Annotated in this window: 27 protein-coding genes; 24 read left to right on the forward strand and 3 right to left on the reverse strand. The window is 49.8% G+C overall.

All coding sequences use genetic code 11. The annotated features are described in order from the left end of the window. Nucleotides 1-24: 24 nt before the first annotated feature. Genes PSCS_RS04990 through PSCS_RS05000 form a run of 3 tightly spaced genes read left to right on the forward strand, consistent with a single transcriptional unit; the run spans nucleotide 25 to nucleotide 2,662 of the window. Entirely contained in the window at nucleotides 25-912 is an 888-nt protein-coding gene (locus tag PSCS_RS04990; RefSeq protein ID WP_068810695.1) for a LysR family transcriptional regulator, read from the forward strand. After that, on the forward strand, nucleotides 912-1,811 hold the full coding sequence (locus PSCS_RS04995) for an MliC family protein (protein WP_068810696.1): 900 nt from the start codon (nucleotides 912-914) through the stop codon (nucleotides 1,809-1,811). The genes PSCS_RS04990 and PSCS_RS04995 overlap by 1 nt, the downstream gene beginning before the upstream one ends. Beyond that, entirely contained in the window at nucleotides 1,808-2,662 is an 855-nt protein-coding gene (locus PSCS_RS05000) for a DUF5694 domain-containing protein (protein WP_068810697.1), read from the forward strand. Before PSCS_RS04995 ends, PSCS_RS05000 begins: the two co-directional genes overlap by 4 nt. 66 nt (nucleotides 2,663-2,728) lie before the next feature. On the opposite strand, the gene PSCS_RS05005 is transcribed toward PSCS_RS05000, so the two are convergent. Then, nucleotides 2,729-3,805 carry a helix-turn-helix domain-containing protein gene (locus PSCS_RS05005; protein ID WP_068810698.1) on the reverse strand — a complete coding sequence of 359 codons (1,077 nt, stop codon included), beginning with the start codon at nucleotides 3,803-3,805 and terminating at the stop codon, nucleotides 2,729-2,731. Nucleotides 3,806-4,047: 242 nt separating this feature from the next. Here PSCS_RS05005 and PSCS_RS05010 point away from each other — a divergent pair, with 242 nt between their 5' ends. Both PSCS_RS05010 and PSCS_RS05015 read left to right on the forward strand, forming a co-directional pair. Further along, nucleotides 4,048-6,012 (forward strand): hypothetical protein, encoded by a 1,965-nt coding sequence (locus PSCS_RS05010; RefSeq protein WP_082866731.1) that lies wholly within the window; start codon nucleotides 4,048-4,050, stop codon nucleotides 6,010-6,012. Between the two features lie 95 nt (nucleotides 6,013-6,107). Then, nucleotides 6,108-6,509, forward strand: coding sequence for a hypothetical protein (locus PSCS_RS05015; RefSeq protein ID WP_157885628.1), 402 nt, complete (start codon nucleotides 6,108-6,110; stop codon nucleotides 6,507-6,509). A gap of 74 nt (nucleotides 6,510-6,583) precedes the next feature. Here PSCS_RS05015 and PSCS_RS05020 read toward each other — a convergent pair whose 3' ends face one another. Beyond that, complete coding sequence (locus PSCS_RS05020; RefSeq protein WP_068810700.1) at nucleotides 6,584-7,744, reverse strand: fumarylacetoacetate hydrolase family protein; 1,161 nt, start codon at nucleotides 7,742-7,744, stop codon at nucleotides 6,584-6,586. A gap of 239 nt (nucleotides 7,745-7,983) precedes the next feature. Here PSCS_RS05020 and PSCS_RS05025 point away from each other — a divergent pair, with 239 nt between their 5' ends. Beyond that, nucleotides 7,984-8,409 (forward strand): hypothetical protein, encoded by a 426-nt coding sequence (locus PSCS_RS05025; RefSeq protein WP_068810701.1) that lies wholly within the window; start codon nucleotides 7,984-7,986, stop codon nucleotides 8,407-8,409. 64 nt (nucleotides 8,410-8,473) lie between these two features. Continuing rightward, a complete protein-coding gene (locus tag PSCS_RS05030) occupies nucleotides 8,474-10,828 on the forward strand; it encodes a membrane-bound PQQ-dependent dehydrogenase, glucose/quinate/shikimate family (protein WP_068810702.1) in 2,355 nt (784 codons plus the stop codon). A gap of 43 nt (nucleotides 10,829-10,871) precedes the next feature. On the opposite strand, the gene PSCS_RS05035 is transcribed toward PSCS_RS05030, so the two are convergent. Next, a complete protein-coding gene (locus PSCS_RS05035; RefSeq protein WP_068810751.1) occupies nucleotides 10,872-11,537 on the reverse strand; it encodes a class I SAM-dependent methyltransferase in 666 nt (221 codons plus the stop codon). A gap of 384 nt (nucleotides 11,538-11,921) precedes the next feature. Between PSCS_RS05035 and PSCS_RS16315 the strand changes: the two genes are divergently transcribed. From PSCS_RS16315 to PSCS_RS15520, 17 genes are all read left to right on the forward strand, one after another. Further along, nucleotides 11,922-12,110, forward strand: coding sequence for a hypothetical protein (locus PSCS_RS16315; protein WP_317621782.1), 189 nt, complete (start codon nucleotides 11,922-11,924; stop codon nucleotides 12,108-12,110). A 29-nt stretch (nucleotides 12,111-12,139) separates the two neighbouring features. Continuing rightward, complete coding sequence (locus PSCS_RS15515; protein ID WP_082866730.1) at nucleotides 12,140-12,421, forward strand: type II toxin-antitoxin system RelE/ParE family toxin; 282 nt, start codon at nucleotides 12,140-12,142, stop codon at nucleotides 12,419-12,421. 92 nt (nucleotides 12,422-12,513) lie between these two features. Further along, nucleotides 12,514-13,032 (forward strand): class I SAM-dependent methyltransferase, encoded by a 519-nt coding sequence (locus PSCS_RS05045; protein ID WP_229694699.1) that lies wholly within the window; start codon nucleotides 12,514-12,516, stop codon nucleotides 13,030-13,032. Nucleotides 13,033-13,257: 225 nt separating this feature from the next. After that, entirely contained in the window at nucleotides 13,258-13,467 is a 210-nt protein-coding gene (locus PSCS_RS05050; RefSeq protein ID WP_068810704.1) for a cold-shock protein, read from the forward strand. A 205-nt stretch (nucleotides 13,468-13,672) separates the two neighbouring features. Next, the gene (gene sugE, locus PSCS_RS05055; RefSeq protein ID WP_068810705.1) at nucleotides 13,673-13,990 is read left to right on the forward strand and encodes a quaternary ammonium compound efflux SMR transporter SugE; all 318 of its coding nucleotides are present in this window, start codon (nucleotides 13,673-13,675) and stop codon (nucleotides 13,988-13,990) included. 50 nt (nucleotides 13,991-14,040) lie between these two features. Further along, nucleotides 14,041-14,643, forward strand: a complete 603-nt coding sequence (locus PSCS_RS05060; RefSeq protein WP_068810706.1) for a class I SAM-dependent methyltransferase — start codon at nucleotides 14,041-14,043, stop codon at nucleotides 14,641-14,643. A gap of 222 nt (nucleotides 14,644-14,865) precedes the next feature. Beyond that, a complete protein-coding gene (locus tag PSCS_RS05065) occupies nucleotides 14,866-15,606 on the forward strand; it encodes a nucleotidyltransferase domain-containing protein (RefSeq protein ID WP_068810707.1) in 741 nt (246 codons plus the stop codon). A gap of 25 nt (nucleotides 15,607-15,631) precedes the next feature. Beyond that, nucleotides 15,632-16,147 (forward strand): GNAT family N-acetyltransferase, encoded by a 516-nt coding sequence (locus PSCS_RS05070; RefSeq protein WP_068810708.1) that lies wholly within the window; start codon nucleotides 15,632-15,634, stop codon nucleotides 16,145-16,147. A gap of 97 nt (nucleotides 16,148-16,244) precedes the next feature. Next, nucleotides 16,245-17,903 carry a DUF4139 domain-containing protein gene (locus PSCS_RS05075; RefSeq protein ID WP_068810709.1) on the forward strand — a complete coding sequence of 553 codons (1,659 nt, stop codon included), beginning with the start codon at nucleotides 16,245-16,247 and terminating at the stop codon, nucleotides 17,901-17,903. An 89-nt stretch (nucleotides 17,904-17,992) separates the two neighbouring features. Continuing rightward, nucleotides 17,993-18,898 carry a hypothetical protein gene (locus tag PSCS_RS05080; protein WP_157885629.1) on the forward strand — a complete coding sequence of 302 codons (906 nt, stop codon included), beginning with the start codon at nucleotides 17,993-17,995 and terminating at the stop codon, nucleotides 18,896-18,898. 21 nt (nucleotides 18,899-18,919) lie between these two features. Beyond that, nucleotides 18,920-19,147 carry a YgjV family protein gene (locus PSCS_RS05085; protein ID WP_317621783.1) on the forward strand — a complete coding sequence of 76 codons (228 nt, stop codon included), beginning with the start codon at nucleotides 18,920-18,922 and terminating at the stop codon, nucleotides 19,145-19,147. Beyond that, complete coding sequence (locus tag PSCS_RS05090) at nucleotides 19,137-19,334, forward strand: GFA family protein (protein ID WP_308426226.1); 198 nt, start codon at nucleotides 19,137-19,139, stop codon at nucleotides 19,332-19,334. Before PSCS_RS05085 ends, PSCS_RS05090 begins: the two co-directional genes overlap by 11 nt. A 115-nt stretch (nucleotides 19,335-19,449) precedes the next feature. Further along, on the forward strand, nucleotides 19,450-20,853 hold the full coding sequence (locus PSCS_RS05095) for a CapA family protein (protein WP_068810712.1): 1,404 nt from the start codon (nucleotides 19,450-19,452) through the stop codon (nucleotides 20,851-20,853). Between the two features lie 83 nt (nucleotides 20,854-20,936). Continuing rightward, complete coding sequence (locus tag PSCS_RS05100) at nucleotides 20,937-21,329, forward strand: hypothetical protein (RefSeq protein WP_068810713.1); 393 nt, start codon at nucleotides 20,937-20,939, stop codon at nucleotides 21,327-21,329. 90 nt (nucleotides 21,330-21,419) lie between these two features. Next, nucleotides 21,420-21,854 (forward strand): MarR family winged helix-turn-helix transcriptional regulator, encoded by a 435-nt coding sequence (locus tag PSCS_RS05105; protein WP_068810714.1) that lies wholly within the window; start codon nucleotides 21,420-21,422, stop codon nucleotides 21,852-21,854. Between the two features lie 208 nt (nucleotides 21,855-22,062). After that, nucleotides 22,063-24,408: an efflux RND transporter permease subunit gene (locus PSCS_RS05110; protein ID WP_082866728.1), complete on the forward strand. Its 2,346-nt coding sequence runs from the start codon at nucleotides 22,063-22,065 to the stop codon at nucleotides 24,406-24,408. 1 nt (nucleotide 24,409) lies between these two features. After that, nucleotides 24,410-25,213: an outer membrane lipoprotein-sorting protein gene (locus PSCS_RS15520; RefSeq protein WP_082866727.1), complete on the forward strand. Its 804-nt coding sequence runs from the start codon at nucleotides 24,410-24,412 to the stop codon at nucleotides 25,211-25,213. Nucleotides 25,214-25,226: the final 13 nt, after the last annotated feature.

The following is a 25,226-nucleotide window of genomic DNA, read 5'->3' on the forward strand; positions in this document are numbered from 1 at the left end:
TATCAATTGCAAATATGAAAGGCTATGCTGGATAATTTAAGAATATTTGTCGTTGCTGCTGAGCAACAGAGCCTGAGTAAAGCCGCAGAGCACCTGGGTATGACGCTGGCGACTGTGTCGAGGCGAGTTCATGAGCTGGAGCAGAAACTGGGTTGTGAATTGTTTCACCGGTCCAACAAAGGTCTGACGCTAACGCCCGCAGGAATAGCTTATTATGATGAGTCAGCAGGTTATATCCACGAACTGGGTCTGCGACTTTCCAACCTGGAGGACTCCCTCAATAGCCTGGAAGGTGAGCTGAGAGTCATGGCTCCCACAAATATTGGCAGTGGGCCGCTTGATGCTTTCTGGAAATCATTTATTGCCAATAACAGCGGAATTTCCCTGAATGTTATTCTGGGAGATCCTTCTGATGACGTTATTTCTCATCAGGTGGATATTGCCATTCGGTCGGGGCCGCAACAGAACTCATCATTAATTCAAAAGAAAATCGGAACGATCACGCCGGTGCTGGTTGCAGCAGCCAATGCCCGGGAACTGGAACCTGAAGATCTTAATGATCTGGAGGCATTGCCAAGTATTGCGGCTCAACTGTTTAGCGACTGGCATTTAATAAAAGGCAATGAAACCTATCGGTGTCATAAAAAGCATAACCATATCAGCAATGACATGAATGTCTCCTTGAACCTGGTAAAAGCTGGAGCAGGCATAGCGTTATTGCCTCTGAGTATGGTTCATGCGGAGTTGGAAAACGGAGAATTAAGACGTGTTTTACCATCCTGGAGCGGAGTGCCACGCGAAATCTGTCTGCTTTGGCCGAATCAGCGAACGCTGTCAGTTCGTGCTGTCCGGTTTCGGGATGAGCTTATTGGTTATTTAAGAAATCAACAGTGGTTTAACATGGTGATTTAATGAGACACATCAAATTATTTCTTTCTGCAATGGCATTGTCGTTGACTCTTTTTGCTTGCTCACAGGGCAATCAGGAAGTGTCTGGTACGCCGGGCATTGCCGCTTCTCCACAACTATGTACGGCGGCCTGGTATGACTCGATAAACGCAGCGGTTCAAACAGGCGACGGGCAAGGCCATGGACCTGATACGGGGTCTGATGAATGGAAGTCAGTGGTTGAATTTCGGCTTGGTGTCAGAGGTAATGCTGATGTTCCTGAACGTGATACGCCAGCGTGGTGCCAGTACATTCAAACATTAGTCGAACCGCCGCCGTCAGCCTTCATTGCGAACGCTTCGCTAGCAAGTTCATCGCAAGCGTCTGCTACGGGACCTTCCTTTGCGTGCAGTGAAGTCACGCCGGGAACCATCGAAGCCCTGATCTGCATTGATACGGAGTTGTCAGCCCTGGATCGTCAACTGGCCAGTGTTTTCGCGGCCGCAATAGCTCAAACTCCAGTTGATGAAACTGCTATGTTAAGGGCTGAGCAGAGGGGCTGGATTAAAGGTCGTGACGCATGCTGGCAAGACACAGACAGGCGCTCTTGTGTCGAAAGCGAATACAATCGACGCATTGCAGGACTTCAGGCCACCTATCAATTGGTCAACAAAATCGGGCCGCTTAGCATGACCTGCAATACCAGTCCAGCCAGTGAGCTTGTGGTGACATTCTTTGCAAGCGAAACACCGACAATGATTGCTGAGTACAACGACAGTCATTCATTGATGTACCTCCAGTCCAGTGCCAGTGGCACGCGTTATCAGGGCAGAAATGAATCCTACTGGGAACATCAGGGGGTAGCGACGGTCACTTGGGGGTATGAGGCCACGGAGATGCAGTGTGGTCAGGAGGAGCGATGATAATAGAGACGATTAAACGCGTTCGAGGCCGTCTTACACTTCAGGTATTAGCTGGTTTTATGTTGCTAATAGCGATCATTTCGCCGTTTAGTCAAGCTGATGATACTTCACCTTTGCCAACATTGCTTATCATTGGTACTGTCCATTTTGACTCGCCGGGCCGCGATGAGATCAACTTTGAAGTAGAAGATATCATGACGTCACAGAGGCAGCAGCAGATGACTGAATTTGTTGCAATGCTCGAGTCAGAATATGCACCTACGCATATTGCTGTGGAGTTTCCCGCGACAGCCCAGGAACAGATCGATGAAGCCTACCGCCGTTATCTGAATGACAATCTAGCGTTGCGTCGGGGAGAACAGCATCAACTCGGTTATCGACTGGGTAAAAGAGCTGAACTAGATAAGATCTATGGGGTTGACTGGAACAACAACCCGCCGGGTGATATCAGCAATTATGACTGGCCGTCTTTTGCTCAGGCGCATGGCATGCAGGATGCGTTAGATCGTATTACTAATCCTGCCGATAAGCAAAACGTCAATGATATGTCAGAGCAGACTATCACTGAGTGGTTAATTAATATTAATTCGCCGCGCATCTTGGCAGAGTTTCACCAAGTGTACTTTGATATTGCGCAGGTCAGGGCAGATGGCTTCCACCCGGGTGCCAATTGGGTGGGCTCCTGGTACGCTCGTAATCTCAAGATCCTTAACAATATACTGTCGGTATCGCCTGAACCTGATGCACGAATTGTGGTTTTCTACGGAATAGGGCATGCCTATTTATTGAATCAACTGGCTGAAGAGTCTGGTAAGTTTAATGTAGTGACCTTGCCAGAAGTGTTGCAGTAAGGCACAGGGCACTCATGCTGTTACTGCTCATTGCTGGCTGCAGTGGAGCGAGACGGATAAGCTGACTTACTGATGAGCTTTCCGGTATTCAGATGGTGTCTGTTTCATCAAGTCTTTGAAAGCCCTGTTAAATACCGACAATGAAGAATAACCCACATCCATGGCAATACGTGACACGGGGTGATGTGTCGTTTTAATCAGCTCACAGGCGGCGTTGATCCGGTAGCTGTTCAGAAACTGATTGAAATTTTTGTACTGCATGGATTGATTAATGATGCGCCTGGCTTTGTACTCCATGATACCGACATGACGAGCCAGATCTGCCAATGTCAGACCGGGCTCTTCGTATAACTTCTCTTCAGACATGGCCTTTTCAATCATGGCAACGTATCGAGCATCCTGATCTCTGCGCTCCGGCGCTTGATCGACCGTATCCTGAGAACTGGAAGTGGCAGGTTTGAGGGCCAGCAGTTGGTTGGCGCCTTTGGAAGCCTGAATCGATAGCAGGTTGAAAAACAGAATGACGCTGAACAGGCAAATGGAAACCAGGATGTCATACAGGTCGCCGCTGCCTGGCAGCCCATCTGAGAGTATGTTGTCCAGCATGTTGCCACTGACAATAATGGCAATCACCACGCTTAGCCCCGCAATGAAAGCGACACGAAATTTCCGACGTTCCTCCAGTAAGTCAGCCTTGTAACCCCTGGCGACCAGCCCAATCGCGTGTAATGAAAAAACCAGCAGAATCATCTGTGGCAGTAAACTGACCAGCCTGTCATACAGATGGCTGGGTTGTTGCCATGAAATAATGCTGAAACTCAGCTCACCCGCGACTTCCAGTACCAGACAGAGAGTGATCGACAGGATTGCGATGACTGGCGTCCGGCGATCATCAACGAACAGTAGATAGGCCACCAGCCACAACAGAAATGGAGCCAGCGCTGAGAGCACTTCTAACGTGAGGTGGACCCATATCGAATTGCCGTGGCTAAGGCTATCGTGAACCAGGTATGCAATCGCACAAACACAGAATGCTGCGACCAGGCGTCCAATCTGGTTTCGGTATTGCAGACCAAAATGAATCGCCAGAAAAATGAACTGGGATATCGCCATGGCAGAAATGAAGATATTGGCTGTATTCATGGTTGCGAGGTGAAAATATCCTGACTGATTTCTCAATGTTGCTTAATGATCAGTGTAACTGATTGAAAATCAGTTGGATATTCAGCATCTGACGGATAGATAAATTTTGTGGATATTCAGAAATCAGGAAGCAGGCAAAACATCGACTTTATTACAATCAGCACTATGCACAGCATCATGCAGTTTGTGATGCTATTTGGAATCGCATGAATCTGCTAATTATTGATAGGTGAGGGAAGTCGATGCGTGTTTTTTTGAGATTATCGGTCATCATGTTTAGCGTGCTGGGGCTGGTTGCCAGCGCTGTCGTTTCAGCCAATGAGCGGGCAGCCAACTTTACCTTGATTGATCAGCACGGCAAGGCAACCGAGCTGCATTATCATGCGGATGCTCCAGCGGTCGTTCTCATGGCGCATAGTACGCAATCAGACCTGGTCGCTGAATCTGCCCGGATTCTGGCAGAAACGCAGGAAATGTACCCCGGTCTTGAGGTTTTCCTGATCAATGCGGTGGACACAGAGAACCGGGAGATGGTTCGCCAGGATATGGAAACGCAGGGTCTGGGTAATCTCACCGTACTGGATGATGCCTCACGGCTGGTCAGCGAGACACTGGGTTTTGATTATGCCGGAGAGGTGCTGGTGGTGGAAACGCAGCGCTGGCAGATACTGTATCGCGGGCCGGTTGCCGAGCAGCCAGGCGAGAGTGAGAACCTGGTCGCCAAGGTGCTGGCACAGCATCAGGCGGGTGAAACGATCAGCGTAGCATCACGCGAAATGCCCGAATCCTTCAACACTGAAAAACTGGCATTAGTCAGCGCTGATGCACCTGAATTGGAGAATATCTCTTATACTGACACTATCGCGCCCATGCTGGTGGAAAAGTGCGCCGACTGTCACCGCCCTGGTGGTATTGGTCCCTGGGCCATGACCAGCCACGCGATGGTACAGGGGTTCTCACCGATGATCCGCGAGACCTTGCTGACCAAGCGTATGCCGCCCTGGCATGCCGATCCTGCAGTGGGTGAGTTTAATCATGACATCAGCCTGAGTATTGAGCAGCAACGCACCCTGGTTAACTGGATTGATGCCGGTGCACCGCGCGGCAATGGGCCGGATCCTTTGCTGGAGGTGACTGCACAGGAAAGTGCCTGGTCGCTCGGTGAGCCTGATCTGGTGATTGATCTGCCCTCATTTGATCTGCCCGCCACCGGGGTGCTGGATTATCAGAACTTTATTGTGGAAAACCCGCTGGAAGAGGCCGTATGGGTCAAGGCTGTGCAAATCATCCCGGGGGATCACAAGGCTGTCCACCATGCGATTGCTACTGTTGGCGAAGCCACAGCAGGTTCAGTAAACGAGGATGAGGAAGATGCCTTGTTCCGGCCGCAGTTGATGACCTTTGTGCCGGGCAACGATACTTACATCTACCCAGAAGGTAACGGACTGTATGTTCGCCCTGACATGGCGTTTTTTACCCAGATGCACTACACCACCTATGGCCGCGAAACGCGCGATCAGACACGTATCGGGTTGTATTTTGCTGATGAAGAACCGGAGCATGTGCTGCAGCATTACTCCATCGTCAACCCGGCCATTCGTATCCCGCCCGGCGAGGCGGCGCATGAGGAAGTAGCTTATATCGAGCTGCAACGCGATGCAGTGATTTATGCCTTGTTCCCGCACGCGCATTATCGTGGCAAAAGCTCCAGCTTCACTTTGCGCTACCCGGATGGCAGTGAGGAACTGGTGCTCAACGTGCCCAATTACGACTTTAACTGGCAGCGTTACTTTCAGTTTGAAGAACCCAAAGCGGTGCCGGCTGGCACCATGATCATTCACCGGACGGTATTTGACAATTCCAGCAATAATGTCAGTAACCCGGACCCTTCTGCCACGGTAGACTGGGGTGAACAAAGCTGGGAAGAGATGCTGTATGGCGGGGTGTCTTTCCGCTATCAGGAACGCCAGGAAGGCGATACCGATGTCAATACTTTGGACTACCTGACCCACATTGCCATGGGTTTTCTGGATCGCAATGTCGATGGCATTCTGTCACTGAATGAAATGCCACAAGACTCCCGGCAGCAACTGGCATTCCCTTTTGTCATGCTCGACAAGGAAAAGAAAGGTGGATTGAACTATCAGCAATTTCATTCGCTGATGTCACAGGATGAGATGGGTGGGGCGATTATGTCCGAGCTTTGACTTTTTTGGGGGCGTATAAGGCTGTTGAAGATGCTTTGAATGATCGTTAAGCTGACATTTGCTTATCGCTGATATCGACCTTAGGGATGGTGCTTGTGAAATTAAAACGACAATTCAGAACCAGCACGGTCATCAAAGCGTTGATCATCCTGGCGTTACTCGTCATTGCACCTTTTGCAGTGCCGTTTACACTTGAATTTATTTTTGTTGCTGACCTGGTGGGACTGGAAGCGTTAATTGCACTGTGCCTCCTGTACTGCAAACCCCTGTTCTCTACTCTACGGATTAAAATTCAGGCATTTTGTGAACACTTACTGGCTACCGCACGACTGGTGTCTGAGCTGTATATGTTCAAACCAGGCGTCTACCTTGGCCATGCGACGTTTTCCAGTGTGGTGATATTGCTGGCCAGTTCGGTCATGCTGGCATCGGCGGTGTGGTTGCCGGTGATGTTTGCAAGTTCTGAATACGTCAGTCGATTAACTTTCCTGATATAGGTTTTACATCTGACAGTAAAAAGCCCCGGCCAAGATTAACCGGGGCTTTTCAATATTAAACGATAATACTAATCTTAATCGCGATAGCTGCTGGTCGGTGGCAGTTGCGAACCTGACAGGTCATCTGGCACGCTCTGTTCACGAACCACGCGGTGGGTCAGTGTGCCAATCCCTTGAATGGTGGCGCTGATGGTCTCACCATCAATCAGATAACCGGAACCGGTGGCGCGTTCAACACGACCAGAACCTGTACCACCAGACGTACCACTTTGCAGTACATCACCCGGGAAGATCGTGATCAGCGAAGACGCGTATTCGATCAATTCCGGAATGTTGTGAATCATGTCGCCAGCGTGCGCTTCCTGAACGGTCACACCATCAACAACCGTGATCTGGTGCAAGCGTTCCATGGGGTCGCCATAGAACTCTTTAGGCACGATCCAGGGGCCATGAGGTGCGAAAGTATCGTGGCCTTTACCGACAAACCAGTCCAGGCCTGAGCTGAAACCACCCGGTGGGCGGCCACCTCGGTCAGAGATGTCCATGGCGACCATGTAGCCGAATACGTGGTCATAGGCGCGAGCAGCAGAGACGTATTTGCCGGAACGACCAAAGACAATGGCCATTTCCACTTCGTATTCAATCTCATCACGGCCATAAGGCATGATGACATCATCTCCGTCACCAATAATGGCGCCGCGAGTTGGTTTCAGGAAGAGGTAAGGAACGCCGCGGTTTTCCTGACGCTGGCGTGTACGTTCGGCCAGTTCTTCTTCCGTGCAGCCTTCACAGGCGTGCGTATAGAAATTCACAGCGGCATTCATGATTTTGCTGGGATACTGGATCGGTGCACGAATATCGACATCGCCTACCTGATGAACGTAGGAAGGGCGGTCACTGCCGCTCAACTGGCCTTCTTCGACCATCCAGTTAACGATTTCATAAACACGGTATTTCAGACCATATTCGTACCCTTCAATCAGGCCTAACATGTCATCAGGCATATCGACGGGAGAATATTGTGGCATCAGCTCCATGGCTTTGTTGGCTTCTACCAGATCCACAATGGTGGAATCGTCACGCATGACCAGGCCGACAAATTGTTCATAACCCATGGCAAATGTGCCAACTTTGTAGGGCTCGGCCGGTTCAATATCCGGTTGAGCCATCAGGCGCCCGGGCATGGCGAAAACAAACGCCACGAGCACCAATCCAAACAGCGATCTTCTTTTCATTATTAACTCCCTCTGTATATTCTTGCTGGGGTACCTTACTTGGAAAGCCCACGTTACCCCTTAATGCCAATTCTGTCTAATGGGTTGAACGCTTGATACGTGATAAACGTCGCAAAGCAACGCTATCGCAGAGCATCCATAGGTACTGAACAACGAGTAAAAAGCGTGCTATCCTCAACTGGCTTAGGCGAGCGACTGCTCGGCTTATAGTTAGCTACGAGACGCCATGAGGTTCGATTTTGAGTAAATGGCATAAAATTGCATTCGGTTTCTATCTAATCGTGACTGCCATGCTGACATTGCGAGGTGTTGAGCTAATGGTAAGTGGCTTTCAGCCCTATCAACTGCGCATACTCGAACTGCCCTGGCAAGATATCTCTCCTCCGTATCAACAGTTAATCCATTTTTTGAATGCTTTCGCGGGTAGCGTCATGCTGGTTTACTGCCTTTGCCTGATGACGTTGTTATGCTTTCCTTTCCGCCAGGGGGAACGATGGGCACGATATGCAGTGCCCATGTTATTGCTGGCATATTGTCTGGCTTCCCTATATGCCATGTTGCAGGTGCAAGAATTTCAGCCCCCGATCAATTCTGTACTGGGGCTGATGGTAATGATCCTGATTGCCATTTTTGTATCATTGATGCCGTACAGGAAGATAAGCTAAACGCAGCAGCTACAGCGTTATTTACAGAAACAAACAACAAGAAGAAATAGAAGGTGTCTTAACGATGAGTACGACAATGCTTAAAGCTTACGCCATTCTGCTCGCACTGACCGGTCTTGCTTATACGCTGCCGGGTTTTTTCCTCATGATGCAAGGGGGTTCACTGTATTACCTGGGAGCCGGCTTGCTGCTGATTGTCATTGCTGGAAAACTGTTTCAGAAACAGACTTCCGGGTTGACCTTGCTTGCTGTCCTGCTGGGACTGACTCTGTTATGGACACTGTACGAAAGTGGTCTGGATTTCTGGGCCTTTGTGCCACGTTTATCACTTTTGACATTGCTGGCCATGATCATGCTGATACCGCCCTTGCGTCGCCAGCTCTATCCGGAGCGGGTACCGACAGCAGTTGAATCGCCCATTGGCATCAGTATCGGAGCGATTTTAGTTGTCACGCTGGTGGCCTATATCAGTTTTATGAACAGTCTCTCCGTTAGCCCGGATGAGTTTGCTTCTCGTGATCGACATGATGTTCACAATACTGACAGCGATACCAACTGGACGGCTTATGGAAACTCGCGCAAAGGCACGCGTTACTCCCCTTCGGAACAGATTAATCGTGACAACGTGGATGAACTGGAACTGGCCTGGGTTTACCGCACCCAGGTTGGTGAAACCTTCAAGAACACGCCGATCCAGGTAAACGACAAACTGTATGCCTGTGCCGCTGGCAACGTGATTATCGCGCTGAACGCGGAAAGTGGTGAGGAAATGTGGCGCTTTGATGCCGAGGTCAGCGAAGATTTGCTGGGCATTGCCTCTTATTTTACCTCAACCTGTCGCTCGGTTTCGTACTATGAAGCCCCGGAAGATTACAGCGGCGAGTGTGCCGAACGTATTCTGATGGGAACAGTTGATGCGCGCCTGTTGGCGGTGGATGCCAATACCGGGCAGCAGTGTCAGTCCTTTGGTGATGGAGGGTCGGTTGACCTGACCAAGGACATGGGCGAGGTGCCGTTATTGTATTACATGGTGACCTCTGCGCCTGCCATCGTCAGAGGCAATGCCGTGCTCGGTGGCTGGGTACTGGATAATCGCGAAGTGAACGAGCCTTCCGGTGTGGTACGTGCATTTGATGCCATTAGCGGTGAATTTGCCTGGGCCTGGGACCTGGGCCGGCCCGGCGAGCATGGTGAGCCGCAAAATGGCGAGATCTATACGCGCGGTACGCCAAACGTCTGGAGCCTGTTCAGCGTTGATGAAGAGCGGGGCATGGTGTTTGCGCCGACAGGGAACGAAACGCCGGATTATTTTGGTGGTCAGCGAAATCCCTTATCGGAGGATTATTCATCCTCGGTGGTTGCACTCAATGGTGAAACCGGCGAGGTGGTGTGGTCATTCCAGACGGTGCACCATGATATCTGGGACTATGATGCGCCATCTCAACCTGCACTGGTCGATGTTGCGGATGAAAATGGCAACCTGGTTCCTGCCGTTTTGCAGGCCACCAAACGTGGTGAAGTGTTTATGCTCAACCGGGAGACTGGAGAGCCTATTGCTGCAGTAGAGGAACGTGCCACGCCGCAGGAGGGCGTTGTACCGGAGGACTGGGTAACGCCGACTCAGCCATATTCAGCTTTGCCTAACACAATTGCCAAAGATTACACCGAACGTGATATGTGGGGCATTACTCCCTTTGATCATATGTGGTGCCGTATCAGTTTTAATAACCTCGACTACGAGGGACATTTCACGCCTCCCAATACAAACGGAATCTTCCAACATCCGGGCAACTCGGGTGGTTACAACTGGGGCAGCCTGGCGATAGATGAAGAGCAGCAGATCATGGTTGGCAGTGCGATGACTTTGCCCAATCACCTGCGTTTGGTGCCCAGGGAAGAGGTGGATGCCGGTGTGCCCGCATCGCCTCAGCTGGGAACGCCGTATGGTGCAAGTACCGTGACGTTTGTTTCGCCACTGGGCATCCCTTGCAGTGAACCGCCGTTTGGTGTGTTGACGGCGATTGACTTACAAACTCAGGAGTTGCTCTGGAAACGGCCCATTGGCACGACCAATGACCTGGGCCCGTTAGGTACCAAAATTGCCTTGCCCATGGAGATTGGTACACCTGTGTCAGGTGGCACGATGGTCACCAAGGGAGGCCTTGTGTTTTTTGCCGGGACGCTGGATCGACGATTCCGTGCGTTTGATATTCATACCGGCAAGGAACTCTGGAAGCATGCCTTGCCTCAGTCTGCTCAGGCAACACCAATGACCTATGTCAGCCCGGAAAGTCACCAGCAAACTGTTGTGGTGACATTACCGGGCGTCGGCCAGAACTATACGGTAGGCGTCTCTGGTGAACCGGAAGATGATCCCCAGGGCGGATACATTATGGCTTTTCGACTCAAGAATCGATGAGATAAGGGAATCCCGCCGCCGTATTAACTGTTATTGCCCAGTACTAGGCGGGGTTGCTTTCACGAACAAACTGCAGGATATAGCCCTTAAAGGGCTGCTCGAGAAAGTCGGTACTGGCGGGCTTGATCTGTGTATATGAAAAGCCTGCCTCGGCTAAACGTTTGCCGAGTTTGTTTTTTCGACCCCGGCCCGGATCAACGATGATCACTTCGCAGTGATCGTTGGCGTGGCGCAGGATAAAATCCGACAGCAGGGCAGTGTGCTCGTCTTCATAAAGCAGGTCGCTGCCAATGATCATGTCGAATTTGCCTAACTGATCTGTTGTGTCTGCCCAGTCGACGCGTTCGAACGCGATGTCGGGGTTGTTATTAAGCAGGGTGTTACGCACCATGTAAGCTTGGACTTCGGGGTGATAGTCTGTCGCAGAGATATCGGCACCTTGCTTGTTCAGCAGCAGGCTGGTCAATGCCATACCACAGCCCACCTCCAATACTCGCTTTGAACCGACGCCACGATCCTGGATATAGTGAGCCAATACCAGGCTGGATGGCCAGATAACGCCGAATAATGGCCAGGTGGCAGAACTGATGCCCAGATCTTCAGCAACACCATCCGGGTCGTGGAATTCCTGCTTGTCGCGAAGTGTGCAAACGTGAATGTCGATATCGCCAAACTCGATGGTCTGGTAGCAAAGCCGGGGTTCTGTCATCAGGATATCCTCAATTGTGACTAAGTCAGCTATCCGGGATAAGTGACGAAACCGGGTATTGGTAGGTTTTGTGTCTGTGAAATTTTCAGACCAGAACATTCCAGCATAGCTTAATAACTCCAGAAAACAATATGTATCTTGCTGATAAAGTGGCTGCCTTCGGATATGGCAGCAAACGTCAATCTTTGCTGCTATAAATCAAAGGCAGTTTGCCCAAGCTGATTAATAGTGTTGTAATACATTGTATTACAAATGATGAGGTGAGCAGTTATGGCCGTGACAACTGTACGTTTACCGTCAGATACAGAACAAGCTCTTGAGGCTTTATCCCACAAGCTTGATAGAAGTAAGGGATGGATAATTAACAAGGCACTCTCTGAATATATGCAGAGACAGATGCTGGAAGAGAGTCGGTGGCAGGAAACACTTGAGGCGATGGAGGCTGTAGCTCGTGGTGATGTCGTGTCCGGTGATGTCGTTCACGACTGGTTATCTGGCTGGGGAACGGGTGACGAGAAGCAGGTTCCAATTGTTGCTGAGCTAAACCCTGAAAGTTCAGGAAATACGCGTTAGCTGCCTGCCAGGCATACGGGATTACGTTTTTGAAACTGATATATTCTAGGCTGGCAGTCGAAGACATAATGCGGTTGAGAGCGCATATTGAAGAACATAATCCCCGAAAAGCGCCTGTTGTAGCACGAAGGTTGGTCGCAAGAATTGAGAAGCTACAACGGTTTCCAAGACTCGGAATTCCTGTAAATAGAGCGCCAAGCCCCGGTACGATCAGAGACTTGATACTGGATGAATACATTGTCCGTTACGCATGTCACAGCAAAAGCATTATTATTCTCAGGTTATGGCACCACCGGGAAAATCGCACTTGAAAAGTAAAATAACTCAGTCAGCTCTCCAGCACTATTATGACGAGACAGCTCGGCGGAAAACCCGAGCTGATTTAAAGTTGGCTGTTTCTTTAGTGACTGATAAAAAAATCGCTGTCGATTGCGGCTGCGGCGCGGGCGCCGACATTCAGTATCTTCTGGATAACGACTTTTTCGTGCATGCCTTTGATATTGAGAAATCTGCCATCGATCGCTGCAGGCAGCGGTTCGCAGATATTCCCCAGGTTGACCTCTCTCAGTCCAGTTTTATCAACTTTGAATACCCGCCTTGCCAGTTAGTCGTAGCAGATGCCAGCCTGTTTTTTTGCCCACCTGAAGCTTTTGCAGCGGTCTGGCAAAAGGTTGATGATAGCCTTCAACCGGGTGGTGTTTTCTGCGGGTCTTTTCTTGGACCAGAGGACACAATGGCCAGGGAGCCAGAGAGTGAGCAAACATTCTGGAAAACGGTCACAGTGCTGACAGAACAAAAAGTCCGGTTGTTGTTTGAGGAATACCATGTGCTTAGTTTCACGGAGCACAAGCGTTCAGGCTTGACACCGCAGGGTACACCTCATGACTGGCATATTTACGCGGTGGTTGCTCAGAAAGGGTAGATACTAGCTCAGCTAGTTGAATATATTTTCGAACAATTGTTAAATAATGCTTGACCCAGGCATAGCATCACTATATTGTGCACTTGGCTTGAAAGTAAGTCTCTTGTTTACGACCTCCATTACGTTGCCTCCTAGTACGACTTCGTCCTGTAGTTTCTAAATATCAGTCTCATTTTTCGCTATTTCAGCCTTAGCGGGCTAATCTTTTATCTACAGGAATATATTATGTCTAATACAGTAACGGGTACAGTAAAGTGGTTTAACGAAGCTAAAGGTTTTGGCTTCATCGAGCAATCATCAGGTCCAGACGTTTTTGCACATTTCAGTGCAATCTCTGGTGGTGGCTTCAAGACTCTGACTGAAGGTCAACGCGTTGAGTTTACTTTGGGCCAAGGCGCCAAAGGTCCTCAAGCTGAGAACATCGTAGGCCTGTAATGATTGGCGGGTATTCCCGCTAACTCATTATCTGGTTTATACAAAAAAGGCCAGCCCTTCGGGGTTGGCCTTTTTTATTGGTCAAGATTTCCTGGTTTGATAGACTTAACAGGCTGTTAAATTGACGCATTCGACGTGAGGACGACCTCACCGCTCGACTTTTCACGGGGACGACCCCAGTTGTTATGTTCTGATGAGGGACAATATGAGTTGGGTCATACTGGTTGTTGCCGGGTTGCTTGAAATTGGCTGGGCGATTGGACTGAAATACACAGAGGGTTTTTCTCGGCTTTGGCCAACGCTGTTCACTATCGCTGCCCTGGTAGCCAGTTTTACGTTGCTGGGCGTGGCATTGCGCACTCTGCCGGTCGGTACGGCTTATGCGGTATGGGTGGGCATTGGTGCTATCGGTACTGCCGTATTTGGCATGTTTGTGTTTGGAGAAGCAGCCACACCAATGCGATTAATCAGCCTGATATTAATTTGCGCCGGTATTGTTGGATTGAAACTGGCCAGTACCTGAAACCACTAAATCGATAACCACTAAATCGATTCGTTGACCGGTGTTGCATAATGAACCCGTCCGACATTGGCAAAGCCTACGACCAGATCACGCACCTGTGGCAGAGCGATGAGTTTGATCGCACCAATGGGATCGCAGCGCATCACAGAGCGTTGCAGTTTGCCAGCAATCGGCATGCGGCGCTGGATGTGGGGTGTGGCTGCACTGGACGCTTTGCTGATTTGTTGCTGGATGCAGGCTTTCACGATGTAGATGGGGTCGATATCTCTGAAAAGATGCTTTCTCTGGCGAGGCAACGACACCCTGATATGCAGTTCTATTGTGCTGATATTTGTCAGTGGGAATTGCCCGGATTCTATGACTTTATCACTGCCTGGGACAGCATCTGGCATATCCCTCTACAAGAGCACCCCCAGGTTATTGCTAAGCTGGTTAATGGTCTCAATCCGGGAGGAATTCTGATTTTTTCCTTTGGCGGTACTGACGCACCGGATGAACACCAGAATTATCTTATGGGGCCGGATGTCTACTATTCAACGCCAGGCACAGAGGGCGTGCGGGAAATATTGCAAACGCTTGACTGTAGCATCCTGCATATCGGTTACGACCAACACCCGGAAACACACGCTTACGTTATTGTACAAAGGGGTTGATGGTCTGATTCTGCCTGACGTCCCGAAAGCGTATTTCATGGCAAAACAGTTGCGAGGCGAAACGCCTCAGGGCACTGTTATGTATCATGAGGCATTTGAGGTGAAAGCGTAGTCTGGTGCTGTCGGAGCGTTCTCATTTTATATAGCAGAACGTCGGCAAACGACTATTAGGCTAGGCGACTAGGTTTGATGTCTATGCAGCCAGTAAAAAGGTAGGTTCAAATGGAAGAGCAGCCTGATGAGAAACTGTTGGTCCTGGTAAACAGATTGAAACAGGAAAAATACCCGGATGCTGATAGTCTTTTGCTTGCTGGGTCTGTGATCAGAGGAGAAGCAACGTCCACCTCAGATTTGGACATCATTGTTCTTTACCCTGAACTCCCTAATGCTTATCGAGATTCCTACTATTATGATAACTGGCCCGTCGAGGCATTCGTTCATGACCTTCAAACTCTGACATACTTTATTGACGAAATTGACGCACCAACCGGAGTCCCATCTCTTGCTACGATGGTGGATGATGGAAAAAGCGTACCGAGTGCCACTGAACTGAGCAAATCGGCAAAAGTATTGGCCCAGGCCTCCTTGAGAAAAGGGCCAGAGCCCTGGTCAATACAAACAGTAAACTCAGCGCGCTATATGATTACTGATCTGATTGAAGATTTAAAAGATTCCAGAAATGCGACTGAGTCACAGGCGATAGCATCTGTACTTTATTCTACCATCGCCGATTTTTATTTCCGTATTCACGGGTTTTGGTCGGCTAAAGGAAAGACCATTCCCAGGCGCTTGAGAAAAGTTGATCCTGGCTTCGCAGAACGTTTCGAGAAGGCTTTCTCAGCTGTTTTTCTGAAAAATGAGTCACAAGCACTCATTTCTCTAGTCTCAGATTTGTTGGCGCCTCATGGAGGACCGCTGTTTTCTGGACACAGGCTTGAAGCGCCGGAAGAATGGAGAAAGTAAACAGAGCTGATGGTGATTGGTGGACATGGGTAATCAACTTAATGTGCGTGTTGCTGATTCGGGGGATGCAGAGTCACTGCTAGAGTTGTTCGGTATTCTGGACTCTGAAACCAGTTTTATGTTGCTGGAGCCTGGAGAGCGCTCTACCACAGTAGGTGAGCAGAGAAACTATATTCGACAGTTTGCTGATTCTCCTCATCAATTGATGTGCCTTGCTGAGGATGGTGAGAGCATTACAGGTTTTTTGATTGCAAATGGCGGCGGGTTTGCCCGAAACAAGCATACAGCCAGTATTGTGATCGGTGTGAGGCAAGATGTCTGGGGTAAGGGGATTGGTAAAGCCTTAATGCATTTTATGGAAAGCTGGGCCAGGCAAACTGACATCCATCGGCTTGAATTGACGGTGATGGAGAATAATGCCCAGGCAATTGCTTTTTACAGGAAGTCAGGCTTTATTGAAGAGGGGGTTCGCCTTGATTCTCTTAAGATAGAGGGTGCCTTTGTGAGTGAAATTTATATGAGAAAAATACTGAAATCATAGAAAACGGTTTAGCCAGGTGGCTAATACTCCGGTAACGTTAAAGCTCTTATTATAAGAATAGCAATTATCATCAAGTAATCATGTAGGAGGGGAGAGCATGAGTGCTGTAGCCGGGTTTAATATTAGTGCTAAAAGAATGGATCTTTTCTTTTCAGTCACTGTTGTAAGTTTCTTATTGTTCTTGAGCCTGCTCACTTCCACTGCCTCTGCGCAAACCCCTGAACAGCGAGTTAACCTGGATGTGACCTCGGTGACACTCCATCCCGGTTCAGCCTGGATCACCAGAACCGGCACTCTGAGCTTTCCAGCTGGCAGAAGCCTGTTAGTCATTGAAGGGTTGTCAATCTCTGCAGACTTGAGTCAGTTCGAATTTTTGGCTGCGGATAACAGTATAGAGATGCTTGGTTTGCAGATGCAGCCAAGATCCACGACGACGCCTGAAGAAGACGAGTTAATTGCTCAGTCCCAGGAAATACAATACAGAATTTCCACCCTCAATGATGAAATTGAAACGGCAGAATCAGAACTTGATTTACTGCAAAGCCTGGCCTTAACGGAATCAGGGTTGTCTCCTGCAGTGGATGGTGAAACTTTGAGTAATCTTGTGGAGGTTATGTCGACTCGCTCCAATAGTGCCAGACAGAGAATTCGAGATGCCAGAATTGAGCTGCAAGAGCTTCGCCAGCAGGAAAATCAAATCAACGCTGAGTTATCAAAACCACTTCATCGTGGTGTTACCTATGCGGATCTCAGGATTGAACTGGTTTCAGAGACGCAGACATCAAGCCCGGTAACATTGAGCTACCATAATGATAATGCGTTTTGGCGCTGGATGTATGATGCCCGACTTGATACGTCAGCCAAGCAACTGGATTTCACCAGAAAAGCGGAAGTTAGTCAGTCGACGGGCGAGGACTGGGATGATGTGAATCTTACATTAAGCACAGCGAGATTTAGCAATCGTTCTGCTGCTCCACACTTAAGTGCTCAGTTTGTTAATCTGGGGCAGGTGCGCCGCCAGGCTTCATCTGGAATCCAGGAAGTGGTGGTGACAGGTAGCCTGGTTAGATCTGCATCTGGTCAGGTTTCTGAAAGTCCCCCTGCAGTTGAGATCAGAAATACAAATTTTCAACTGCAATATCAGCTGGCCGGTCAGCAATCGGTACCTTCCACTTCTGGAGAGCCTTTTACGGTTATCCCCATAGATAACCGAGAGCTACCTGTTAACCTGGTTTCACGAGCTGTACCGGTTCATGACCTGAATGCGTATTTAGAAGCACGGTTCGAACTGGATGGCGAAGAGCCATTTTTTAACGGGGTGCTTTATACATACCGGGATGGTGCATTTATTGGACGAGGAAGTTTTGCGGAAACACTGCCTGGTGAAACAACACGTATTTCATTTGGCCAGGACCAGAGAATCCAGGTCAGACGCTTTGATGAGCAACAAAATTCACGCGATACAGGCATTTTCTCAAGAAGTAACCTGCAGGAAGAGCGTATTCGCTACGAAGTCACAAACCGGCACTCGGATACAATTTCGGTTGAGCTGCTGGATCAGGTGCCGGTTGCCCAGCATGCCGATATTAACGTGAGTATTCCTCGCGGCGCCACGGAAGCCACAGAAGATAATGCCGGAGGCCTTGCCGGGGTTTTGCTATGGCGTATGGAAATAGATCCGCAAGAAACCAGTACAGTAAGGCATTACTACGACTTGAGCCACCCTGAAGGTGAAGCAATACACTTTTCGCGCTAGAAAGTTTTATTTCATATGGCCGTAATCAGACTCAGCGTGCTTCTGCGCATAATTAGAATTGCACTCATTGCTTGATTAGGAGTGTGCCGATGACCCAGTCTAATAAGCCAAAAAGACCTATTACAATCCTGTTTCTGTGTGTTGTCACTATCTCCATATTGTTCATATGGGGGCGAATCGTTCAAATAAAAAGTGTCAATTATGAAGCGAGAATATTGAGCGAGGCGGTTCAGGGGCAGTCAAGAGAATATAATGAGGTCTTACTTCCCAGTAACATGTCAGATTCATCAAGCAAAGGCAGTACTGGCAGTAAGTCGTCATTGCCGACAGTTGAGCTCGGTCGTGCTCAGGAGCTTGTCATCCCTTACTCCAGTAATGCGCTGGCTAGCAGGCTTGAATTGATGGGCGAGGATTTTCGTGCCGTTTATTTATCAGTGGTATCAAGGTATGAACACATCTTTGCTGAGATGGATATTGATCCGCAATCTGCTGCGAATTTAATGCACTCCATAGCAGAGTCTTTATTCGAGCTTCAAAACATGCAATTTGCATTTCAGGCAGGAGAAATTTCCAGGGAAGATTATATTGCTTTAACGAGTGAACTTTCGCCCGGCAGATTTTTGAGAGCAACGTTATCTGATGATCAATACCGAGCGTATACAGAATTGCGCTTAACAGAAGAAATACAAGCTTTTGCGTCAGCAATTTATGACGAAATGTACCGCTATACACCTAACCTGGATATCGCTACCAGGGATCGTGTCTCCATGGCTTACGTGAGAAAAGCATGGGAGATTCCTGATATGAGTCATTATTCAGCCGGTCCCGAAATGTTTCGTTATCGCAACCAATACATTATGGAAGTGGTGATTCCTGAAATTATAGATATGGTAGCCAGCGAGTTGTCAGGCAACCAACTACAGGAAGTTATGAATTACCTTGAGCACAAGTCATTAGAGCTTGAACGGATGAATCAGAACTTGAGTAGGAACTGAATAAGGGAAAGGGAATAAAGTTTGGCGGAATATTACGGCGTAGACTGGGTAGCCATGGTACTGACCCTTACAGCTATTTATCTGCTGGGTAACAAATCGCGCTATGGTTTCATTACCATGATGGGTGGTAACTCCTGTTGGGTGGCGCTTGGTATCCTGACAGGATCACTGGGTCTGATTGCAGCGAACGTGGTGTTTCTGTTTATGAACCTGCGTGGTTATTTGAAGTGGGGACAGGATGACAGTTAAGTACACCTTAAGCCAGAAACCGATGGTTGACGCCATTGACGTTCAAATCAGCCACAAAGGTCAGTGCCATTGTGGCCGGGTCAAGTACACAGTGTCATTGCCGGATGGGTTGGTGGATGTTCGCCGTTGTAACTGTTCCATGTGTCGCCGCCGTGGTGCGGTATTGATGATGGCCACATTGCTCTAAGTCCTATCTTTACTTTATTTATATAGACCAAACGGTAGAAATCCGAGACAAATGCATCCGGCTTGTCAGACAGCTCTGCTACCATCGTATGAAAATACGAAAAAAGGAGAGGGCAATGATAAAGCGCGTTTCGTTCGTAAAGCTGGCAGCATTATTCCTGGGGCAAACCTTAACCTTCAGTGCCGTTCACGCCCAGCCCACTGCCAGCGCTGAGGAGCTGGCAACCACGGTGGATGACGGCTTCACGATTGCTGTCGTCGGTGACATTATCATTGCCTATCCTTTAAATCAGATGATGAGCACGCCGGGGTTCCCTGAGGTCATTGAACTGTTGCATGGTGCCGATGTGGTTGCCGGTAACATGGAAGGTAATATCATTGATGGACGCACGTTTCGTGGTTCACGACCGGGGGGATTTCGGGCAGAGCCTGAAGCGGCGCAGTGGCTGAAAGAGATGGGTGTGGATATTGTAGCGCGCCCGAATAATCATGCTGATGACTTTGGCATTGAAGGCTTGCGTGAGACTTCGGTGCACCTGGATCGTGCTGGCATTCAACATGCGGGGTACGGTGAAACGTATTGGGCGGCGCGTGCGGCCCGGTACGTGAGCAGTGACCGCGGGCGAGTTGGCATGGTGGCCGCGTCGGACCATATGCCCCAGGCAGCGCCAATGAGTGGTGAGTGGCCGGGAACCGGCGGCCTGAGTCCACTCAGAGTGACACGTAACTTTATGGTTCCTGAGGCGCAGTGGGAGGCCGTTGGCACTTTGCGTGATCTTTTCCCCAACGGGACCATTCATTTTGCCCGTGGCGCGAATACCGACGACCACATCCAGTTTCTCCGACAAAATTTCCGCAAGGCAGCACCTGGCGTAGAAGAGCCTTATTACTCCTTCGACATAAATCCGACTGACATGCGTGACATTATGGCCTCAGTGGAAGAGGGCAAGATGATTTCTGACCTGATCACGGTCGCTTTTCATGCGCACCATTTTCATGATGCCAAAGGCGGTTATCGTGGGGAAGGGCTGGAAGAAGGCGAGCATCTGGATACCAATCCCAGTATTGCCGATTACCTGCCGATGTTTTCCAAAGCAGCGATTGATCATGGCGCTGATGTGATTCAGGGCACAGGTGTGCATGTACTGCGCGGCATCGAAATCTATAAGGATCGTCCTATTTACTATGGTCTGGGCGAGTTTATCCGGCAAATGGATGTGACTGGTCTGGCCGGTCGCGGTGCGCCGGGTAAAAGCGAAGGCCCTCCCGGGCATGAAGCGATTCCCGTCAAGTATGAAAGTATCGTGGCGATTAATGAGTTCAGACAGGGCAGGCTGTATGAAGTCCGTCTGCATCCGATCGAGTTACGCTACGATGAACAGAAGCTGGCCCGCCGGGGCATCCCTGTGATTGCATCGGATGACGTGGCACAGCGAATATTGCGTCGCCTGCAGGATCTGTCAGCGCCTTTAGGCACTGAAATCATGATTGATGGCAATATCGGCATCATTCGGCCCTGATCTGATGATCCAGAATACCCCTTAGCCGTGTAAAGCTCTTAGAAGATATTTTTTTAAGGGTTAGACATGTTAAGGGGCTTTACATGCTGTTATTCCGACTCTTCCTGGTGACACTCCTGGTGTCCGTTTCTACCTATGCTGTTATCGTCACCCTGGAATATGGTGGCGGCTGGTTTGGTATATTCATGGGTGACCTTATTGCCATGAACTGGCCGGGTCAGTTTAATTTCGACTTCATGTGTGTCCTTGCCGTTATCGGGCTCTGGGTTGCCTGGCGACATGAATTCACACTGCCAGGAATTCTACTCGGGCTCTGTGGTTTCCTTGGTGGCGCATTTTTCCTGACGACCTACCTGTTTGTGATCAGCTATCTGGTTAAAGGTGATGCCAGGGCACTTTTGCTCGGGCCAGGCAGATACTCGGGCCAGGCAGATTACAGTCCGGCAGGTGATAGTCAGGCTGGTGACACAATCTAATGTAACGCTAGTCAGAGCACGATCTCAAAATATTGCCAAGCATGACGCCAAGGATTTACATGTGTATATACACAATGTAGTATCCAGGCCATGGATAAAGAAACGCTACAAGAAGTCTATGGCAATTGTGCCTGTTACCGGGCTCGGGCTGCTGCCCGGCGGGTGACACGTGACTACGATGAAGCCCTGAAGCCGCTGGGGTTGAAGATCACGCAGTTTACCGTGCTGGCCAGTATCAAAGGTCTCAAGCCCAGTTCTACCTCAAAACTGGCCAAAGGGCTTGCCATGGAGCGCACCTCACTGGTTCGCACGCTGGAGTTGATGCAGAACAAAGGCTGGGTTCGTCTGGGTCCAGAGGGGTATCGGCGTGAACAGCAGATGGAATTGACGGCTGAGGGAGAGGCATTGCTGGAGCAGGCCTTACCGGTGTGGCGCGATGTTCAGGCGCGCTTTGAGAGCCGCGTTGGCGAAGCGCGCTGGCAGGAGAATAAAGACTGGTTGCTGGATGTGGCGTTCAGTGACTGAAAAGTAAGAGTGTTAGTGCGGTAGCACAATATTATTGCGATAACACAATAACAGGCCCCGTTGTCAGAGTGCTGCATTTGGCACTCAATACTGTCGGGGCTTTTTATGAAATTCTATAGTGTATATACACTACATAGGTTGCAAGACACTAGACTTTATAAACGATCCGCATCAGGCGAGTCAGGCTCGCATACAGAAGGAGAAGGAGATGCAAAGTAATAAGGTATTTTCACGACTGATACGATGGCGCTGGCCAACCCTCATATTGTCTCTGCTGTTGTTTGGCGCAATGGTGGCGAATGCGCCCAAACTGACTCGCGACACCAGTTCTGATGCCTTTATTGATTCCCAGGATCCTGCACTGCTCAATCGCGAGCGCGTGGAAGACATTTTTGGCTTATCCGACCCCATTGTGGTGGCCGTGGTGAATGAAGGAGAGGACGGGATTTACAACACCGGGTCGTTGAACCTGGTGGCCTGGCTGACGGATCAGATGATGCGGATTGAAAATATTGATCCTGATCAGGTGACGTCACTGGGCACCGAGTCTTCCATTACCGGTACCGCATCAGGGATGGATGTCGACGATTTTTTCGAGACACTGCCCATCAACGAGTCGGATGTTGAGCGTATTCGTAACGGGGTTGATAACTTTCCACTTTATCAGGGCGCTTTGGTTGCCAGAAATGGTAAGGCCACTGTCGTGGTTGGCGAGTTGATTGACCCTGATCTGGCAACGGAGACCTATCAGCAAATCATGTCACTGCTCGAAGAGGCGCCTGTCTCTGCTGGAGATGTTTTGCATGTGACCGGGGAGGGAGCTGTGGCGGCTTACCTGTCGACCTATGTTGATAACGATGCCAGTCGGCTTAATCCTTTAGCGGCTGTCGTGATCACCATCATTCTGTTACTGGCATTTCGCACCTTGCGCGGGACGTTGCTGCCCAACCTCATCGTCTTGATGACCGCCGGCGGCACGATTGGGACCATGGCAGCACTGGGTGTCAGCTTTTACGTGATCACCAACGGCCTGATCGTCTGCATGATTGGTATCGCAGTGGCAGATTCGGTGCACATCTTCAGTCAGTACTACGAAGAAATTCGCAAAGACCCGATGGCTGACGGTCGCACAGTTACAGAACGTGCCATGTCTGCAATGTGGAAACCAGTGACCCTGACCACGCTGACAACAATGGCGGGATTCATTGCGCTGGCATTCACAACCACCATGCCACCGATTTACTACTTTGGTGTGTTTGGTGCCTGGTCGGTGGCGCTGGCCTGGTTGTTCTCGATGACAACATTACCAGCCTTGCTGAGTATGCTAAAGCCCAAACAAAGCCCCAGCTTCCGGGCTGCACCGGCCCAGGAAGCAACACCTGATAATCTGTCTGCCCGGTTAATGGATCGATTCGGCAGCCTTGTCGTTAATCAGCCACTTGCTGTACTGATTATTGGCATCATTATCGCAGTGTGCGCATCTGCAGGTGCCATGTTTGTGGTCGCAAACGAAGAGCGAATCGACAGTTTTAGAGAAGTAGAGCCCATACATATTGCTGATCGCACCATCAATCGACTGATGGATGGTACCTACTATCTGGACGTGATGATCGAAACTGATCAGGCAGAAGGGTTGTTTGAACCAGCCGTGCTGCGTCAGATCGACCAGACTCAACGATATCTGGAAACACTGCCCAATGTCGGCGGCAGTACTTCCATTGTCGATTACATCAAACGTATGCATCAGGCGATCAACGAAGATGACCCTGCCTATTACAGCATACCGGATAATAAAGCCCTGATTGCCCAGTTGTTCCTGCTTTATTCCGCGTCGGGCGACCCTGCTGATTTTGAAGAGGAGATAGACGGCGAACGACGCCTGGCGCTGATTCGTGCCAACGTATCGGTCAACCGTTATCAGGATAATGCTGTGCTGGTTGAACGTGTCACTGAGCATCTGGCAGACGCCTATCCGGTGGCTGGGGCCAGTGCCACAATCACTGGTGATCTGAATGTTGATTTCCACTGGATAAACGGCATTGTTCGCTCAAACCTGTTGAGCATCGTGCTTTGTCTGGCAGCGGTTTTCATCATGGCATCGCTTTTGTTTCGCTCAGTGGTTGCCGGTATGTTCGCCACCATCCCGGTCAGCATGGCCGTGCTGTTTGTCTATGCTGTGATGGGCGTTAGTGGCATCTGGCTGGGTGTCAGTACATCCATGTTTGCATCCATTGCGATAGGCCTGGGTGTTGATTTCTCCATACATACACTTCATAGCATGCAAGAGAAAGTCTCGGCGGTGAAGGGCTCATGGAATGAGCGCCTTGTCACACTTTATGCGTCCACTGGACGGGCGCAGCTTTTTAATTTCCTGGCCATTGCCCTGGGTTTCAGTGTGTTGATGACCTCGACGGTGCCCCCGCTGGTCAGGTTCGGTGCCCTGGTCGGTGTGGCGGTGGCCTCAGCATTCCTGGCGGCGATGACACTGCTGCCAGCCATGGCCTTGGTGTTTAAGCCCGAATTTCTGCAACAACCACGCGTGGAGGAGAAGTGATATGAAACATTCCCTATGGGTTTTAAGTTTAGCGGCGGTATTGCCTTTTACTGCATCCGCTCAGGATGCCAGCCGTGAGGCCCGTGAAATTATTGAGGCTGTTAATGCCCGCAATGATGGGGCCTATGTCTCACGAGATGCGACATTCGAGCTGACGGATCGGCGTGGCATTACAAGGGTGGAGAAAACAACGGGCTACCGTAAATACTTCGGGGATGAGAAACGCACCGTTATTTTCTACACCGAACCCAGTAATGTCAGAGGGACCGGTTTTCTGACCTGGGATTATCCCGATATCGATGCAGAGGATGATCAGTGGCTCTATCTGCCAGCGCTGGGAAAAGTCCGGCGCATATCTGCTTCGGATCGCGGTGACTATTTTCTGGGCACTGACCTGACCTACGAAGAAATCAAGAAAGAGAACAAAATTGAAATTGACGATTACAACTTCAGTTTGCTCGGCGAGTCAGAAGTGGATGGTGCCGCGGTCGTTGAAATCGAGGCCATCCCCGTCAATGAAACCGTTGCCCGAGAGCTGGGCTACTCACGAATTGTGCTATCGATTGATCCGCAAATTCAGATGTCGCGTCACAGCGAATACTGGGATGTGAACGGCAATCGCCTGAAAACTATTCATAACGGCAATATTGAACAGATTGATGGCATCTGGACCGTGACGGAAGTCAACGTGATTAACCACAAGACAGATCACAGAACCCGGCTGTTATTTGAAAATATTGATTATGAAACCGAAGTGCCTGATCGCACCTTTAACCGTCAAATGCTGGAACGGGGGTTGCGATGAGGTGGATGCTGGG

Source organism: Pseudohongiella nitratireducens, from assembly GCF_001642735.1.
Classification (GTDB): Bacteria; Pseudomonadota; Gammaproteobacteria; order Pseudomonadales; family Pseudohongiellaceae; genus Pseudohongiella; species Pseudohongiella nitratireducens.

What these genes read in the sequence shown, in the direction of transcription:
- sugE (WP_068810705.1), top strand. Translation starts at nt 13,673, where the DNA reads ATGAGTTGGGTCATACTGGTTGTTGCCGGGTTGCTTGAAATTGGCTGG.
- PSCS_RS05065 (WP_068810707.1), top strand. Translation starts at nt 14,866, where the DNA reads ATGGAAGAGCAGCCTGATGAGAAACTGTTGGTCCTGGTAAACAGATTG.
- PSCS_RS05080 (WP_157885629.1), top strand. Translation starts at nt 17,993, where the DNA reads ATGACCCAGTCTAATAAGCCAAAAAGACCTATTACAATCCTGTTTCTG.
- PSCS_RS05100 (WP_068810713.1), top strand. Translation starts at nt 20,937, where the DNA reads ATGCTGTTATTCCGACTCTTCCTGGTGACACTCCTGGTGTCCGTTTCT.
- PSCS_RS15520 (WP_082866727.1), top strand. Translation starts at nt 24,410, where the DNA reads ATGAAACATTCCCTATGGGTTTTAAGTTTAGCGGCGGTATTGCCTTTT.
- PSCS_RS05050 (WP_068810704.1), top strand. Translation starts at nt 13,258, where the DNA reads ATGTCTAATACAGTAACGGGTACAGTAAAGTGGTTTAACGAAGCTAAA.
- PSCS_RS05060 (WP_068810706.1), top strand. Translation starts at nt 14,041, where the DNA reads ATGAACCCGTCCGACATTGGCAAAGCCTACGACCAGATCACGCACCTG.
- PSCS_RS05030 (WP_068810702.1), top strand. Translation starts at nt 8,474, where the DNA reads ATGAGTACGACAATGCTTAAAGCTTACGCCATTCTGCTCGCACTGACC.
- PSCS_RS04995 (WP_068810696.1), top strand. Translation starts at nt 912, where the DNA reads ATGAGACACATCAAATTATTTCTTTCTGCAATGGCATTGTCGTTGACT.
- PSCS_RS05105 (WP_068810714.1), top strand. Translation starts at nt 21,420, where the DNA reads ATGGATAAAGAAACGCTACAAGAAGTCTATGGCAATTGTGCCTGTTAC.
- PSCS_RS05095 (WP_068810712.1), top strand. Translation starts at nt 19,450, where the DNA reads ATGATAAAGCGCGTTTCGTTCGTAAAGCTGGCAGCATTATTCCTGGGG.
- PSCS_RS05090 (WP_308426226.1), top strand. Translation starts at nt 19,137, where the DNA reads ATGACAGTTAAGTACACCTTAAGCCAGAAACCGATGGTTGACGCCATT.
- PSCS_RS04990 (WP_068810695.1), top strand. Translation starts at nt 25, where the DNA reads ATGCTGGATAATTTAAGAATATTTGTCGTTGCTGCTGAGCAACAGAGC.
- PSCS_RS05000 (WP_068810697.1), top strand. Translation starts at nt 1,808, where the DNA reads ATGATAATAGAGACGATTAAACGCGTTCGAGGCCGTCTTACACTTCAG.
- PSCS_RS16315 (WP_317621782.1), top strand. Translation starts at nt 11,922, where the DNA reads ATGCAGAGACAGATGCTGGAAGAGAGTCGGTGGCAGGAAACACTTGAG.
- PSCS_RS05070 (WP_068810708.1), top strand. Translation starts at nt 15,632, where the DNA reads ATGGGTAATCAACTTAATGTGCGTGTTGCTGATTCGGGGGATGCAGAG.
- PSCS_RS05020 (WP_068810700.1), bottom strand. Translation starts at nt 7,744, where the DNA reads ATGAAAAGAAGATCGCTGTTTGGATTGGTGCTCGTGGCGTTTGTTTTC.
- PSCS_RS05005 (WP_068810698.1), bottom strand. Translation starts at nt 3,805, where the DNA reads ATGAATACAGCCAATATCTTCATTTCTGCCATGGCGATATCCCAGTTC.
- PSCS_RS05010 (WP_082866731.1), top strand. Translation starts at nt 4,048, where the DNA reads ATGCGTGTTTTTTTGAGATTATCGGTCATCATGTTTAGCGTGCTGGGG.
- PSCS_RS05035 (WP_068810751.1), bottom strand. Translation starts at nt 11,537, where the DNA reads ATGACAGAACCCCGGCTTTGCTACCAGACCATCGAGTTTGGCGATATC.
- PSCS_RS05075 (WP_068810709.1), top strand. Translation starts at nt 16,245, where the DNA reads ATGAGTGCTGTAGCCGGGTTTAATATTAGTGCTAAAAGAATGGATCTT.
- PSCS_RS05110 (WP_082866728.1), top strand. Translation starts at nt 22,063, where the DNA reads ATGCAAAGTAATAAGGTATTTTCACGACTGATACGATGGCGCTGGCCA.